The organism is Rhodanobacter sp. FW106-HT46G03 (assembly GCF_058789895.1).
Genome location: NZ_JBYTCC010000001.1, coordinates 2683039 through 2696481, shown reverse-complemented (window position 1 = coordinate 2696481; position 13443 = coordinate 2683039). Strand labels below are relative to the sequence as shown.

Genomic DNA, 13443 nt, shown 5'->3' with positions numbered 1-13443 from the left:
CGCTGGTGGCAGCGGCGTCAGAGTCGATAAGATGCACGGGGTCATCGACGAGGGGATGTGCAATGCCGATCACGGTAGCTGCCTTGCGGGAAACGGCTGCGGCCGAGCGCCGCGTGGCGATCACGCCCGAGGTGGCGAAGAAACTGGCGGCGAAGGACGTGCGCGTGCTGCTGGAGCGCGGGGCGGGCAGTGCCGCCGGTTTTCCCGACACGGCCTACCCCGAGGCGGCGTTTGCCAGCGCGGATGAAGTGCTGGCGCAGGCCGACCTTTTGGCCTGCGTGTTGCCGCCCGACGACGCCGTGTTTGGCCAGCTGCGCGAAGGCACGCTGGTGGTGGGGCAGTTGCGGCCCTATGGCGCGACTGCGCGTATCGCCGCGCTGGCCGCGCGCAAGCTCAGCGCCTTTGCGCTGGAGCTGTTGCCGCGCACCACCCGCGGGCAGGCGATGGATGTGCTCAGCTCGCAGGCTGCCGTGGCCGGTTACCGCGCGATGCTGATCGCCGCCGAAGCGTGCCCCAAGTTCTTCCCCATGCTGACCACCGCGGCCGGCACCATCCGGCCGAGCAAGGTGCTGGTGATCGGCGCCGGCGTGGCCGGTCTGCAGGCGATCGCCACCGCACGCCGGCTCGGTGCGCAGGTCGAGGGTTACGACGTGCGTCCGGAGACGCGTGAACAGGTGGAATCGCTCGGCGCCAAGTTCCTTGATCTCGGCGTCAGCGCCGCCGGCAGCGGCGGCTATGCGCGCGAGCTGTCGGCGGAGGAACGCGCCGCGCAACAACAGGCATTGGCCGATCATCTCAAGGCGTTCGACGTGGTGGTGTCCACCGCGGCGGTACCCGGGCGTCCGGCGCCGAAGATCCTTTCAGCGGCGATGATCGAAGGCATGAAGCCCGGCGCGCTGATCGTCGACCTGGCGGCCGAAAGCGGCGGCAATTGCGCGCTGACCAAACCCGGCGAGCGGGTCGACCACCACGGCGTCATCGTGCTGGGGCCGCTCAACCTGCCAGCCGGCGCACCGCTGCACGCGTCGGAGATGTACGCGCGCAATGTGCTGCACTTCGTCGAACTGCTGCTGAAAGAAGGCGCGCTTGCCCCCGATTTCGGCGACGAGCTGGTCGCCAAGAGCTGCGTCGTGCGTGCCGGCGAGGTGCTGTTCAAAGCCTGATTCGTCCTGCCGGGGACGCCCGGCAGGAGCGTGTCGGGATGAACTTCGACCCACCGGCGCGACTTTCGTGGGTCGGGCTTCAGCCCGACAGGTGCCGCGTTCAGCGATGCGGCCGGCGCGCTGCCGGTGCCATGCCGCCAGCGTCGCCCTGGTGCAGCCATTGCAAGCGCTGGGTGGGCGGCATCGAATGCCACTCCTGCATCAGGGTGGCGCGCTGATCCGGTGGCAAGGTCTGGAACCGCTGGTAGGCCGCGTGCAGCTGTTCGCGCTGTTCCGGTGGCATGGCGCGATAGAGCTTGATGTTTTCGCGTGCCTGCGCCCGCTCTTGCGGGGTCATCTCCTGCCAGTGTTCGATGCGGCGCCGCACTTCGTCACGTTGTTCCGGCGGCAGCGTCACCCAGTGTTCGCTTTTTTCCAGCAGGTGCTGCTGGCGGCGTGCCGGCACCGTGTCCCATGCCGGTTGCAGCGGCGCGAGCAGGTCGCGTTGTGCGGGCGTGAGGCTGCTCCACGCCACCGGCGCATCCTGGGCCGCCAGCGGCAGGGTGGTGGCGAAGCCGAGCAAGGTGGCCATGACCAGCAACCACAGGGGGTGGAAACGTACGCGCATGGGTCAGTGGGCTGGTTGGCGGGCGTTGGCGGCGAGCCAACCGTAGAAATCGAGGTTCTGGTAAAGGTTGGGATCGGCCTGTTCCGGGTCGGGTGGCAACAGGTTGTCGGCTTCGGTCGTCTGGTTGGCGCTTGCCGTGCTGCCCGCCACGCCCGCGTCAGTGAGCGGCATGGTTGGCCAGCTCAGCACGGCCGCCAGGGCAATCGCGGCACAGGCGCCGGAAGGCACCAGCCAGCGCGCGACGCGGCGTGCCGGACGCGCCGTGCCGGCCAGCGCCTCACGGCGCGCCGTGCGCAGCCGCGCGGCCAGCGCCGGGTCGAGCCGCTGCGCCGCCGTGTGGTAAAGCGTGCGGGCTTGGCGCGCGAAGGTTTCATCGGACGTCTTCATTGCCAATCCTCCAACTCTTTGCGCAGCCGTTGCATGGCGCGCGACAGGTGGGTTTTCACGCTGCCTTCGGAGCAGCCCATGGCCTGCGCGGTTTCGGCCACGTCGAGGCCTTCCAGCATGCGCAGGGAGAATGCCTCGCGCTGGCGGCGCGGCAACGCGCGCAGCGCGCGGCTGAGGTCGGCCCAGGATTGGGCATCGCGCACGCGGTCGAGCGGGTCGGGGCCGGTGTCGGCCGGGTCCCAGCTCGGCAGCTCCTCGCCATTGTCGTCGTGCCCGCCGCCCAGCCAGCCGATCACGATGGAACGCACCTTGCGCCGGCGCTGCAGGTCAACGATGCGTCGGCGCAGGATGCCCCAGAACAGCGGCGCCCATTCGTTCGCCGGCTTGTCACGGTAATGGCTGACCAGGCGCAACATGGCGTCCTGGACGGCATCCATCGCGTCTTCGTGCTGGCGCAGATTGATCTCGGCAATGCGGAACGCGCGGCGCTCCACGCCGGCCAGGAAGGTGTCCAGCGTTGCCGGCGCCGCGCACGCGCTGTCCGCGACGAGCTCTGCGTCGAAGGTTGTTGCAAGGCCATTCATGCCGGCTGCGTCCGCGTCGTCGGCCTGTGCATGCGTGCGCTCCAGCGGTTCGGTACCCGTGTTCAACGCTGCGGGCTCGCGCAGGTTGACCACGCACCGTATGATGCGGCAGTCGCGACTGCGAGGCGGGGGAGACACATGCTCGACGGGTTCCTGGCGCTGTACATCTTTATGCTGGCCGCATTCACCGGCTACGAAATCATTGCGCGGGTGCCGGTGATCCTGCACACGCCGCTGATGTCCGGCTCCAACTTCGTGCACGGCATCGTGCTGGTGGGGGCGATGATAGCGCTCGGCCATGCCACGACGCCGTTTGAGACCGCACTCGGTTTTGTCGCCGTGCTGCTCGGTGCCGGCAACGCCGCCGGCGGCTACGTGGTGACCGAACGCATGCTGGAGATGTTCAAACCCAGCGCGAAAAAGCCGGGGGGCAAGCCATGAGCTGGGTACCGACGCTGGTCAAGGCCTGCTACCTGCTGGCGGCGCTGTTGTTCATCCTGGGCCTGAAGCGCATGAGCTCGCCGCGCACCGCGCGCGGCGGCATCGTGTGGGCCGGCGTGGGCATGCTGGTTGCCGTGCTGGCCACGTTTGCGCTGCCGGACATGCAGCACCGCGGGCTGATCTTTGCCGCGGTGCTGATCGGCGTGGTCGTTGCCTGGTGGACCGGCCGCCGGGTGGCGATGACGGCGATGCCGCAGATGGTGGCGATCTACAACGGCATGGGCGGCGGTGCCGCGGCCGCGATCGGCGCGGTGGAGTTGATCGCACATGCGCGCCACGGCGCGTTGGCGGTGCCGGACACCGCGCCGCTCAAGCTCGAAAACTGGGCTGCCGACGCGGCCCGCCAGGCCGCCGAGGCGGTCGCCCCGTTGCCGACGGCGGTGCTGGTGCTTGGCGTGCTAGGCGCGCTGATCGGCGCGGTGAGCTTTTCCGGCTCGATGATCGCGTTTGCCAAGCTGCAGGGCTGGATGGACAAGCGCTTCGTGTTTCCCGGCCAGCGCGTGATCAACCTGGTCGTGCTGGTGGCGGCGCTGGCTTGCGCGGCGGCACTGATCGGCAACGGGCTGACGCTGCCGCTGATCGGCGCGTTCTTCCTGCTGGCGCTCGCGTTCGGATTGATGATGACGCTGCCGATTGGCGGCGCCGACATGCCGGTGGTGATCTCGCTGTACAACGCGTTCACCGGGCTGGCCGTGGCATTTGAAGGCTACGTGCTGGGCAACGAGGCGATCATCATTGCCGGCATGGTGGTGGGCGCGGCCGGCACGCTGCTGACCCAGCTCATGGCCAAGGCGATGAACCGCTCGATCAGCAACGTGCTGTTTGGCAGCTTCGGCGCCGCCGCCAGTGGGACGGCGCAGGAAATCAGCGGCGCACAAAAGCCGATCGACGCCGCCGACGCGGCGGTGATGATGGCCTACGCCGAGCGCGTGGCGATCGTGCCGGGCTACGGCATGGCGGTGGCGCAGGCCCAGCACAAGGTGTGGGAGTTCGCCAAGGCGCTGATCGACCGCGGCGTGAAAGTGAAATTCGCCATCCACCCGGTGGCCGGGCGCATGCCGGGGCACATGAACGTGCTGCTGGCCGAGGCCGGCGTGCCCTACGACCTGATCGAGGACATGGACGACATCAACGCCGAGTTTCCCAACATCGACGTGGCGCTGGTGATCGGCGCGAACGACGTGGTGAACCCGATGGCCAAGACCGATCCCGGTTCGCCGATCTACGGCATGCCGATCCTCGACGTGGCGGCGTGCAAGCACGTCATCGTCATCAAGCGCGGCAAGGGCCGCGGCTTTGCCGGCATCGAAAACGCGCTGTTCTACGCCGACAACACGCGCATGCTGTACGGCGACGGCCAGGCTGCTGCCGGGCAACTGGTCAGCGCACTGAAGGCGATCGACGACTGACCTTCAGGGCTTGCGGGCGCCGGGGCGCCACGCAAGCCAGCCGGCAAACAGCGCTGCCAGCAGATACCACGCCAGCTCGCCCGGCGTCAGTCCGACGCGCGCTAGCGCAATCAACATGGCAATGCCGGCAGTGCGCATCGCCTCGACCAGCCCCAGATCGAAGTTGGCGGCCAGCCGGACGGCGGCGATCAACACGTTGAAATACAGCGCTGCCAGCAGGGTCGCGAACATGGCCAGCAGTGCCGCCGCGAGGCCTGGGCGGCGCAGCCAGTGTCGGGTAGCCAGCGCCAGCAGAGCGCCGGCAGCAAACGCCAACCAGTCCGGAGCGCGTTGCAGATACATCGCCGCCACCATCCAGACCGCGCCGGCGGCGAGTCCGAGCATGGCCGCGCTGAACGCCGCAAAGACGAGGCCGGCCAGCGTGCGCAGGGCCGAGGCGGAAGGCGGGGAAGCAGGAGGCAAGGCGTCGATCGGCAAGGCGAAAACGCCGATCATAACCGCATTGCACCGGCCCCCCGGGGTGGCGCCTGATCTGGGACAGGCAGGCGGCGACGCGCTGCGACATAATCGACCTGCTGTACGCGACGTGCGGCATGGGTCTTCGACAAAAGGTGATGTGGCATGAGTGGATTTGCGCTGAGCAGCGAACCGGTAACCTTTTCGCGCGACTGCGATGCGGTGATGGTGCCGCAGGGTGAAGAGGTGACGCTGCCGGCCGGCCAGATCGGTTACATCACGCAAGCGCTCGGCGGCAGCTTCACGGTGTATGTGGACGGCAACCTGTTCCGCATCGCCGGTGACGACGCCGATGCGCTGGGCAAGGAGAAGCCCGCCCCGCTGACGGTGCCGGAAAACGCCACCAACGCCGACGTCGAAAAACTGTGCTGGCAGCAGCTGCACGGCGTGTTCGACCCCGAGATCCCGGTGAACGTGGTCGACCTCGGCCTGGTCTACGACATGAGCCTCGAAAAACGCGACGACGGGCAGCGCCGGGTCTACGTCAAGCTCACGCTGACCGCGCCGGGCTGCGGCATGGGCGACATCCTGGTCGACGATGCGCGCACCAAACTCCTGATGATCCCGACCGTGGCCGAGGCCGACGTCGACCTCGTGTTCGACCCGCCGTGGAACCACACCATGATGTCGGAAGAGGCCAAGCTCGAAACCGGCATGCTGTAGCTGTAGCTTCGTTCGCTGCGGCCATTGCCTTGCGCCCGCTTTTGCGGGCGCTTGTCGTTGGTGCGGGGCAAAGGGCACCGCCAACGTCGGGGTGGACGCAGTGCTGCGTGGCGACGGAGGTGCGGACCCGACCCACGAACACCCTGTTTTGCCGTGTGGGCGGCACCGTACGCAAGCTTCTGCGTCCTGCGGAACCGTTGTCTCTCCGGTTCCCGTTTGTTTGTGCGCGACCGACGCCGTGTGGCGTGAGCGCGCTGTGCATCGGTCCGCAAAGGCCAGGCACTGGCCGAATACACGGTCATGACGCGTGTGGACGCGTTGTGCGGTGCACGGCCGTGAAGTGCCAAAAGCCGCGGGCTGTGACTGGAGTCACCGAACCGATGTGAAAATTTCTTGCGCGTCATGCTCGCAAGGAATAACGTGCTGGCGGTTCGCCACCGGGGAGGGCGACGAATGACCTCGAAGCGGCGTCTTGCCGCTGGGCCGTAGTGCGTCAACCCGCTGCGACGCAAGGATTGCTAGGGGCGCAGCCTGTTTCGACGCGACCGCCGGGGTCGCTGGATCGCAAGCGCATTTGGGCCGTGCCACGCACGGCATTTCTCGCATGAGGCCGGTCAGGCCGCATCGGGCCTGCTTGTCTCAAAAAAAGTCCAGGAGTCGATCAATGCAGAACGAGTTTCGTTTGAAGGTGCTGGTGGCCGCCGTGGGGATGGCCATGGCCGGCGTTGCCGCGGCCGGCAATGCCCAGGTGGTGCGGGTGCAGAACCTTGCCGCTGCACCGGGCAACACGCTGGCGGCACGCCTTGGTCTGGGAGCCGGTGCCACGCTGGCACCGCGCAGCACGGTGGCGCTGCCCGATGGCCATCGCGTGGTGCGCCAGCAACAGATGTACCGCGGCGTACCGGTATACGGCCGCAGCGTGGCCGTGCTGCAGGATGCGCAGGGCAACGCACTGCGCGCCACCGGCGAGCTCTTGCAGGGCAACGTCTCCGGGGTGAGCTCGGTGACGCCGAAGCTTACCGGCGCGGCCGCCATTGCGCGCCTCAAGGCACACGCCCATACGATGCTGACTGCCGGCGCAAAGATGGCCAATCAGCAGTCGGATCTGTTCGTCTACCCGATGGATGACGGCGCGGCGCGGCTGGTCTATCGCGTGTCGTATTTCGTCAACGACAGCCTGCCCACGCGTCCGACCGCCATCGTGGACGCCAACACCGGCGAGGTGTTGAAAAGCTGGGACGGCCTGACCGATGCCAGCGCAACCGGCCCCGGCGGCAACCAGAAAACCGGCAAATATGTGTACGGCACCGACTACGCGGCGCTCGACGTCGCGCAATCCGGCAGCACCTGCACGTTGCAGAACACCAACGTCGTCACCTACAACCTCAACCACGCGAGCAGCGGTGGCTCGATCGTCAGTTTCACCTGCCCGAACAGCGATACCGACGCGATCAATGGCGCGTATTCGCCGGTGAATGACGCGCACCACTTCGGTGGCGTGGTGCATGACATGTACGTGTCCTACATGGGGGCACCGCCGCTCAACATGCAGCTGCGGATGAACGTGCACTATCAGTCGAATTACGAGAACGCGTTCTGGGACGGCACGGCGATGAACTTCGGTGACGGCGCCAGCACGTTCTACCCGCTGGTGTCGCTCGACGTGACCAGCCACGAGATCAGCCACGGCTACACCGAGCAGAACTCGAACCTGGAATACACCGGGCAGTCCGGCGGCATGAACGAGGCGTACTCGGACATCGCCGGCGAGGCGGCGGAGTTCTACGACCGCGGCGCCGCCGATTTCCTGGTCGGCGAGGACATCGTCAAGACCAGTGCCGGCATTGGCGATGCACTGCGCTACATGTGCAACCCCCCGCAGGATGGCGGCTCGATCGACAACGCGGCCAACTACACCTCCGGCCTCGATGTGCATTATTCGAGCGGCGTGTACAACAAGGCGTTCTGCGTGTTGGCCAAGACCGGCGGCTGGGACGTCAAGAAGGCGTTCCAGGTTTTCGCCCTGGCGAACAAGTCGTACTGGACGGCCACGTCCACGTTCAACTCCGGCGCGTGCGGCGTGGAGTCGGCGGCAACCGATCTTGGCTACGTCGTCAATGACGTGGTGGCCGCCTTCACCGCGGTGGGGGTCACCTGCCCGGGTACCGGCGGTGGCGGCACGACCGGCGTGACGGAGCTGACCAACAACGTTGCGGTGACCGGCGTGTCGGCCGCGAGCGGGGCCGACAACGATTACTTCATCTCGGTGCCAACCGGTGCCAGCAACCTGGTGATGTCGATCTCCGGCGGCACTGGCGATGCCGACCTGTACACCAAGTTCGGCAGCGCGCCGACCACGTCCAGCTACGATTGCCGCCCGTACAAGACCGGCAACGCGGAAAGCTGCACCGTGGCCGCACCGCAGGTCGGCAAGTACTACATCAAGGTGCACGCCTATGCGGCGTACTCGGGCGTCTCGGTGAAGGCCTCCTACACCACCGGCGGCACGGGTGGTGGCACCACCACCAGCGTGAGCCTGCCCACGGTGGCGACCGGTTACTGGTCGCCCACCTACACCGAAACCGTGCAGGCCGGCCATACGGCAGTGTTTGCCATCTCCGGCGGTACGGGCGATGCGGACCTGTACGTGCGGGCCGGCTCGGCGCCGACCACCACCAGCTACAACTGCCGCCCGTACAAGACCGGCAACAGTGAGAGCTGCAGCTTCACCCCGTCGACCACCACCACGTACTACATCGCGGTGCGTGCGTACCAGACGTATTCGGGCGTGACGCTGACCGAAACGTTGAACTGATGGCGATACCGGCACGGCGCGGGGCAACCGGCGCCGTGTCCGGCACTTGCGACCAAGAACCCCGGCCTTGGCCGGGGTTCTTGGTCATGGGGGCGCCCGAATGGACAATGCCCACGGCCAGGTGGGACATGATCCAGGCCTTCGTCGAGGGCGTGATCAGCCCGGCGTTCGATCCGGCGTGGAACCATCCCAGAATGTTCGGGTAGGCGTGGCAGGGGTGGGCGCCAGCCTCACGCAGACCCAGCTCTCAAGTACGCTTTTTCAAGGCGTTTCCGCGGGCCTCAGCCACGCACTTCCTCAAACCGGTTTTCCGCACGGTTCTTGCGCACGTGCGCCGGGTCCCATACACGACCGTTCATGGTGATGTACACGCCGTCGGCCAGGGTCTGCACCGCGGCCACGGCGCAGCCCACGTTGAACACCGCGTCCGAGCCCTGGAACCGTGCCGGGTTCAGTGCGCCGGTGAGCACGATCACCTTGCCGGGAATGCCGGCCAGCACCTTGGCTGTCTCCACCATGGTGTCGGTGCCGTGGGTGACCAGCACGTGCCGCGCCGGCTGCGCCTCGATGGTGGAGCGGATCAGCGCGCGGTCCTCGTCGGTGATGTGCAGGCTGTCCTTGCGCAGGATCGGGATCACGTCGAAAGTGAACGCCACGCCGAGCTGGCCGAGGATGTCGCCGATCTGCGGCGCGCCGATCTTGTAGTCCGACTTGTCGTCGAAATAGATCTTGTCGATGGTGCCGCCGGTGGTGACGATGGTGAGGTGTTGCATGGTCATGCGCCGCTCAAGGTAAGGCCGCCATTTTAGCGGGCTTTGCCGCTCAGCCCAGCAGCAGGTGGGTATCGTCCGGCTCGGTATCGGCCAGGCGCGTCAGGCCGTGGCCGAGAAACCGCCGCAACGCCGCCGCCGGACGCGCGTCGGCACGCTCCTGTGACCACGTGGCCTGCCGCGTGAGCAGGGCCGCCGCCGCGCAGCGCGCCAGCGTGAGCGCGATGCCGCGCGCGCCCGCTTCGAGCCGGGCGCGGTCGGCGTCGAGGTGGGCTTGCGCCGCGTCCAGCGCCGCGTCGATCGCGAACGCCGCGCGCGGATCGCCGCCTTTGTTCCACGCCGCGCAGGCGGTGCGCAGCGCCATCAGCGCACTGCCGTCGAGGGTGCGCAGCGCATCGAGCGCGAGCACGTTGGTGGCGCCTTCCCAGATCGGATACACCTGTGCGTCGCGCAGCAATTGCGGCAGGCCGGTGTCTTCGATGTAGCCCTGGCCGCCGAAGCATTCGAGTGCTTCGGAACAGATGCGCACCGCAAGCTTGCCGGTCCACAGCTTTGCCAGCGGCGTCAGCAGGCGCAAAAGCTGCACTTCGTGCGGCGCGGCGGTGCCGTGTTCCACCCGGCCCAGCAGTAGCGCCACCTCGAACCCCAGCGCAAACGCGCCCTCGAATTCGGCCTGCATGTCGGCCAGCGTCTGCGCGTGCAGCGGCTGCTCGATCAGCGGGCGGGCGAAGGTTTCGCGGTGCATGGCGTAGTCGCGCGCCAGCTCGATCGCACGGGCCATGTGCGCCACCGCGCAAATCGTGTTCCAGGTGCGCGTGATGTTGAGTACCGGCGCAATCTGGCGCACGCCGTGTGCGAGCTCGCCGACCGGCCACGCCGGCAGGCCGTCCAGATGGATCTCCGCGGTGGGCAGCTCGCGCGTGCCGAGCTTGTCCTTCAACCGGTCGATGGAAAGCTCAGGCCGGCGGTGCGCACCGTCCATGGTTTCCACGTAGAACAACGCGAGCGTGCCGGAACCGGCACCGGCGCCTTCCGGTCGCGCGAGGGCCAGCGCGGCTTCGCCGACCACCGCCGAGCTGAACCACTTGCGGCCGTACAGGCGCCACTGGCCGTCGTCGCTCTTGCGTGCAACGGTTTCGGTGTTGCCGACGTCCGAGCCGCCGTGGGTTTCCGTCATCCATTGGCCGCTCAGCCACAGCGTCGCCGGGTCGCGGCTGAGGAAATGCGGCAGCGCGCGTGCCATGAGCTCGCGATTGTCCGAGGCTTTCAGCACCGTTGCCGCACCGTCGGTCATTGCCAGCGGGCAGGTGTAGAACTCGCTGGCCACGTGGTAGAGGTATACCCGGGCAAACTCTTCCAGCCGCGCGTATTCGCTCGCTTCATGGCCTGCCGCCAGCACCGCGTGCTGGGCCGTGATGGCGGCGCCTTCCTGCCACGTCGGCGTGAGCTCGATGCGATCCACGCGTGCCCCCCACGCGTCCCACTGGGTCAGCACCGGCGTGCGCGGAGTGATAGTGCGCGCACGTTGCCAAGCGTGAAGTGCGTAATCGCCGAGCGCATCAAGGTCGGCGTCCAGCGCTGCGCGACGCCCCGCCGGCAGCACGCGATCCAGCCACGCATGCAACACGCGCTCCTCGCGCCACGGATGCGCCAGTTGCGGCGCGGTCTGCAGGAATGCCATGGCGAGCCTCCGTTGCGGGAACGGGGCGAGTATAGGCAGCGTGGCGTGAAGGCGCGCGCGTGGATCAGGGGTTGCTGCGCCGCGGCCGCCGTACGCCGGCGCCGAGGGCGGCGATCAGCACCAGGGTCAGGGCGATTTCGACGATGGCGAGTGCACGTTCGGCCGGCAGGCTCCACGCTTCGGCCACGCCGTGGCAAAAGTAGAACAGCGCGAGGATGCCGACCCATAAGAGCGCGCGCGTCACGCGGCGCAGCGCGAAGAGCGGCAGCAGCAGGGGCACGGTGGCGATGGCGACGATCCACACGGTGGCGGCGCTGCTTGCCATGGGGAACAGCCAGCCATGCCACACCGGCTGCAACAGCGTGAGCGCGGCCCAGGCGGCAAGGCCGAGTTTTTGTTCGATGGGGAGTGGTGCATTCATGGCGTGGCGAGCCGGCGGGCGGCGTTGGCGAGCCGGCGGCCGAGCGCGCGGGCGAGGGTGCGTTCGTGTTCGCTGATCGGGCGGTCACCCTGCGGGCCGCTGACATGGGTGGCGCCGTACGGCGAGCCGCCAGTCTGCGTCGTCGTGAGCTCGGGTTCGGTGAACGGAATGCCGACCAGGAGCATGCCGTGATGCAGCAGCGGCAGCGCCATCGACAACAGGGTGGATTCCTGGCCGCCATGCATCGTGGTGGTGGAGGTGAACACGGCGGCAGGCTTGCCGGCGAGCGTGCCGCTGACCCATTCGGCGGCGGTGCCGTCAAGAAAATACTTGAGCGGCGCGGCCATGTTGCCGAACCGCGTCGGGCTGCCCAGCGCGAGGCCGCTGCATTGGGCGAGGTCGTCGCGGGTGGCGTAGGGCGCGCCGTCTTCCGGCACCGGGGGCTGCGCCACTTCGGTCACCGGCGCCACCGGCGGCACCTGGCGCAGGCGCGCCACCGCACCGGGCACCTCCTCGATGCCGCGCGCGATGAGCCGCGCGAGCAGCGCGGTGTGGCCGTGACGGCTGTAGTAGAGAACGAGGATGTCGAGCATGCGTGGGCGTGGCGAAGATGTTGCGCTAGTGTACGGGCGATTCCCGCGAGGCTGACCATCGCCCATGAAACAGCGCTTCGACCGCGACCGTCTGGTGAGCTTTGGCCGCTTTCTGTGGCGACGCTTCGTCGACGACAAATGCTTCGAGACCGCGGGCGCGTTGTCCTACACCACGCTGGTGTCGCTGGTGCCGCTGACGGTGGCGATGCTGGCGATGTTCGCGGCGTTCCCCATGTTTGCGCAGGCGCGCGGCACATTGCTGGATTTCGTGTTCCGCAACTTCGTGCCGGCCGCCGGCGAGCGCGTGCAGGAGACCCTGATCGCGTTCGCCGCCAACGCCAGCAAGCTCACCGGGCTCAGCATCCTGGTGATGCTGTTCAGCGCGATCGCGATGATGGTCAGCATCGAGGACCGCCTGAACCGCATCTGGCGCGTGCACCAGGCGCGGCGCTGGGGGTCGCGCCTGCTGCTGTACTGGGCGGCCCTGACGCTGGGGCCGATCCTGGTGGTCGGCGGCATTGCGCTCACCTCGTATGTCACCGCCATCCCGCTGCTCGCCGAGGCGGCCGGACAGTTGGAGAGCGCTGGGCAGCGCATGCTCGGCGTGCTGCCGTTCGTGGTCACCTTTGCCACCTTGTGGCTGATGTACGGCCTGATCCCGAATTGCCGCGTGGCATGGCGCAAGGCGGTGATCGGCGCGCTGCTCGGTGCGGTGCTGTTCGAGCTGGCGCGCTGGGGGTTCGCGCGCTTCGTGCATCACGCGCACAGCTACAGCGAGATCTACGGTGCACTCGCGGTGATCCCCATTTTCCTGCTGTGGATCTACCTGTCGTGGATCATCGTGATCCTGGGCGCGTCGATCGCGGCGTCGGCCTCTGCGTTCGATTACCAGCCGCCGGCGGAAGGCTTGCCCGAGGGCGAGGAATTTCTTGGCCTGATGATCGTGCTGGGGCATTTCGTCAGCGCCCAGCGGCGTGGCGCCACGGTCGATGCGGCCGCGATCGTGGCGGTCGAGCCACGTCTGCGTGGTGCCGCGGTGGCGGCGTATTTCGACGACCTTGCGCGTGCCGACCTGATCCAGCGCAGCGAGGCCGGCGGCTGGCTGCTCAGCCGTGCGCTCGACAGCGCCGACTTGCTGCGCGTGTACCGGCACAGCACCTACCGGTTGCCGCTGCAGCCGGCAAGCGCGGCGGCGGCGCTCGGGCTGGATCTGCCGATGCCGTTGCTGGCGCAGCTCGACGAGCTGGCCGACGCGGTGCAGGTGCGATTGGGCACGCCGCTGGCGACGGCGTTTCCCGCTGCCGGCACGACGGACGGACACCCGGAGACATGA

14 protein-coding genes are annotated in these 13443 nt (G+C 67.9%); 6 read left to right on the top strand and 8 right to left on the bottom strand.

What is annotated here, in order from left to right; all coding sequences use genetic code 11:
• The first annotated feature begins 62 nt into the window (after positions 1-62).
• The gene (locus tag AC3WP6_RS12070; protein ID WP_492627941.1) at positions 63-1163 is read left to right on the top strand and encodes an NAD(P) transhydrogenase subunit alpha; all 1101 of its coding nucleotides are present in this window, start codon (positions 63-65) and stop codon (positions 1161-1163) included.
• Positions 1164-1263: 100 nt separating this feature from the next.
• Here AC3WP6_RS12070 and AC3WP6_RS12065 read toward each other — a convergent pair whose 3' ends face one another.
• The 3 genes from AC3WP6_RS12065 to AC3WP6_RS12055 are packed head-to-tail and all read right to left on the bottom strand — an operon-like array spanning position 1264 to position 2741.
• Positions 1264-1770 carry a DUF3106 domain-containing protein gene (locus AC3WP6_RS12065; protein WP_492627940.1) on the bottom strand — a complete coding sequence of 169 codons (507 nt, stop codon included), beginning with the start codon at positions 1768-1770 and terminating at the stop codon, positions 1264-1266.
• Between the two features lie 3 nt (positions 1771-1773).
• Positions 1774-2157, bottom strand: coding sequence for a DUF3619 family protein (locus AC3WP6_RS12060; RefSeq protein WP_492627939.1), 384 nt, complete (start codon positions 2155-2157; stop codon positions 1774-1776).
• The gene (locus AC3WP6_RS12055) at positions 2154-2741 is read right to left on the bottom strand and encodes an RNA polymerase sigma factor (RefSeq protein WP_492628698.1); all 588 of its coding nucleotides are present in this window, start codon (positions 2739-2741) and stop codon (positions 2154-2156) included. The genes AC3WP6_RS12060 and AC3WP6_RS12055 overlap by 4 nt, the downstream gene beginning before the upstream one ends.
• A 138-nt stretch (positions 2742-2879) precedes the next feature.
• Here AC3WP6_RS12055 and AC3WP6_RS12050 point away from each other — a divergent pair, with 138 nt between their 5' ends.
• Both AC3WP6_RS12050 and AC3WP6_RS12045 read left to right on the top strand, forming a co-directional pair.
• Entirely contained in the window at positions 2880-3182 is a 303-nt protein-coding gene (locus AC3WP6_RS12050) for an NAD(P) transhydrogenase subunit alpha part 2 (RefSeq protein WP_492627938.1), read from the top strand.
• Complete coding sequence (locus AC3WP6_RS12045) at positions 3179-4651, top strand: NAD(P)(+) transhydrogenase (Re/Si-specific) subunit beta (protein ID WP_492627937.1); 1473 nt, start codon at positions 3179-3181, stop codon at positions 4649-4651. The genes AC3WP6_RS12050 and AC3WP6_RS12045 overlap by 4 nt, the downstream gene beginning before the upstream one ends.
• 3 nt (positions 4652-4654) lie before the next feature.
• Here the strand turns inward: AC3WP6_RS12045 and AC3WP6_RS12040 are convergent, their stop codons facing one another.
• Entirely contained in the window at positions 4655-5146 is a 492-nt protein-coding gene (locus tag AC3WP6_RS12040) for a hypothetical protein (RefSeq protein WP_492627936.1), read from the bottom strand.
• 126 nt (positions 5147-5272) lie between these two features.
• On the opposite strand from AC3WP6_RS12040, the gene sufT reads away from it, so the two are divergent.
• Together sufT and AC3WP6_RS12030 are read left to right on the top strand one after the other, a co-directional pair.
• Positions 5273-5830, top strand: a complete 558-nt coding sequence (gene sufT / locus AC3WP6_RS12035) for a putative Fe-S cluster assembly protein SufT (RefSeq protein WP_492627935.1) — start codon at positions 5273-5275, stop codon at positions 5828-5830.
• A 664-nt stretch (positions 5831-6494) separates the two neighbouring features.
• Complete coding sequence (locus AC3WP6_RS12030) at positions 6495-8645, top strand: M4 family metallopeptidase (RefSeq protein WP_492627934.1); 2151 nt, start codon at positions 6495-6497, stop codon at positions 8643-8645.
• 281 nt (positions 8646-8926) lie between these two features.
• Here the strand turns inward: AC3WP6_RS12030 and AC3WP6_RS12025 are convergent, their stop codons facing one another.
• The 4 genes from AC3WP6_RS12025 to wrbA all read right to left on the bottom strand — a co-directional run bounded on the left by AC3WP6_RS12025 (position 8927) and on the right by wrbA (position 12110).
• On the bottom strand, positions 8927-9418 hold the full coding sequence (locus AC3WP6_RS12025; protein ID WP_492628697.1) for an asparaginase domain-containing protein: 492 nt from the start codon (positions 9416-9418) through the stop codon (positions 8927-8929).
• Positions 9419-9467: 49 nt separating this feature from the next.
• Positions 9468-11096, bottom strand: a complete 1629-nt coding sequence (locus AC3WP6_RS12020; protein ID WP_492627933.1) for an acyl-CoA dehydrogenase family protein — start codon at positions 11094-11096, stop codon at positions 9468-9470.
• A gap of 64 nt (positions 11097-11160) precedes the next feature.
• Positions 11161-11517: a DUF2069 domain-containing protein gene (locus AC3WP6_RS12015; protein WP_492627932.1), complete on the bottom strand. Its 357-nt coding sequence runs from the start codon at positions 11515-11517 to the stop codon at positions 11161-11163.
• Positions 11514-12110 carry an NAD(P)H:quinone oxidoreductase gene (gene wrbA, locus AC3WP6_RS12010; RefSeq protein ID WP_492627931.1) on the bottom strand — a complete coding sequence of 199 codons (597 nt, stop codon included), beginning with the start codon at positions 12108-12110 and terminating at the stop codon, positions 11514-11516. Before wrbA ends, AC3WP6_RS12015 begins: the two co-directional genes overlap by 4 nt.
• A 64-nt stretch (positions 12111-12174) precedes the next feature.
• On the opposite strand from wrbA, the gene AC3WP6_RS12005 reads away from it, so the two are divergent.
• Entirely contained in the window at positions 12175-13443 is a 1269-nt protein-coding gene (locus AC3WP6_RS12005; RefSeq protein WP_492627930.1) for a YihY family inner membrane protein, read from the top strand.

Coding starts and splice junctions, on each gene's coding strand:
- AC3WP6_RS12060 (WP_492627939.1), bottom strand. CDS start 2,157: ATGAAGACGTCCGATGAAACCTTCGCGCGCCAAGCCCGCACGCTTTAC.
- AC3WP6_RS12050 (WP_492627938.1), top strand. CDS start 2,880: ATGCTCGACGGGTTCCTGGCGCTGTACATCTTTATGCTGGCCGCATTC.
- sufT (WP_492627935.1), top strand. CDS start 5,273: ATGAGTGGATTTGCGCTGAGCAGCGAACCGGTAACCTTTTCGCGCGAC.
- AC3WP6_RS12065 (WP_492627940.1), bottom strand. CDS start 1,770: ATGCGCGTACGTTTCCACCCCCTGTGGTTGCTGGTCATGGCCACCTTG.
- AC3WP6_RS12055 (WP_492628698.1), bottom strand. CDS start 2,741: ATGAATGGCCTTGCAACAACCTTCGACGCAGAGCTCGTCGCGGACAGC.
- AC3WP6_RS12030 (WP_492627934.1), top strand. CDS start 6,495: ATGCAGAACGAGTTTCGTTTGAAGGTGCTGGTGGCCGCCGTGGGGATG.
- AC3WP6_RS12005 (WP_492627930.1), top strand. CDS start 12,175: ATGAAACAGCGCTTCGACCGCGACCGTCTGGTGAGCTTTGGCCGCTTT.
- AC3WP6_RS12015 (WP_492627932.1), bottom strand. CDS start 11,517: ATGAATGCACCACTCCCCATCGAACAAAAACTCGGCCTTGCCGCCTGG.
- wrbA (WP_492627931.1), bottom strand. CDS start 12,110: ATGCTCGACATCCTCGTTCTCTACTACAGCCGTCACGGCCACACCGCG.
- AC3WP6_RS12025 (WP_492628697.1), bottom strand. CDS start 9,418: ATGCAACACCTCACCATCGTCACCACCGGCGGCACCATCGACAAGATC.
- AC3WP6_RS12045 (WP_492627937.1), top strand. CDS start 3,179: ATGAGCTGGGTACCGACGCTGGTCAAGGCCTGCTACCTGCTGGCGGCG.
- AC3WP6_RS12070 (WP_492627941.1), top strand. CDS start 63: ATGCCGATCACGGTAGCTGCCTTGCGGGAAACGGCTGCGGCCGAGCGC.
- AC3WP6_RS12040 (WP_492627936.1), bottom strand. CDS start 5,146: ATGATCGGCGTTTTCGCCTTGCCGATCGACGCCTTGCCTCCTGCTTCC.
- AC3WP6_RS12020 (WP_492627933.1), bottom strand. CDS start 11,096: ATGGCATTCCTGCAGACCGCGCCGCAACTGGCGCATCCGTGGCGCGAG.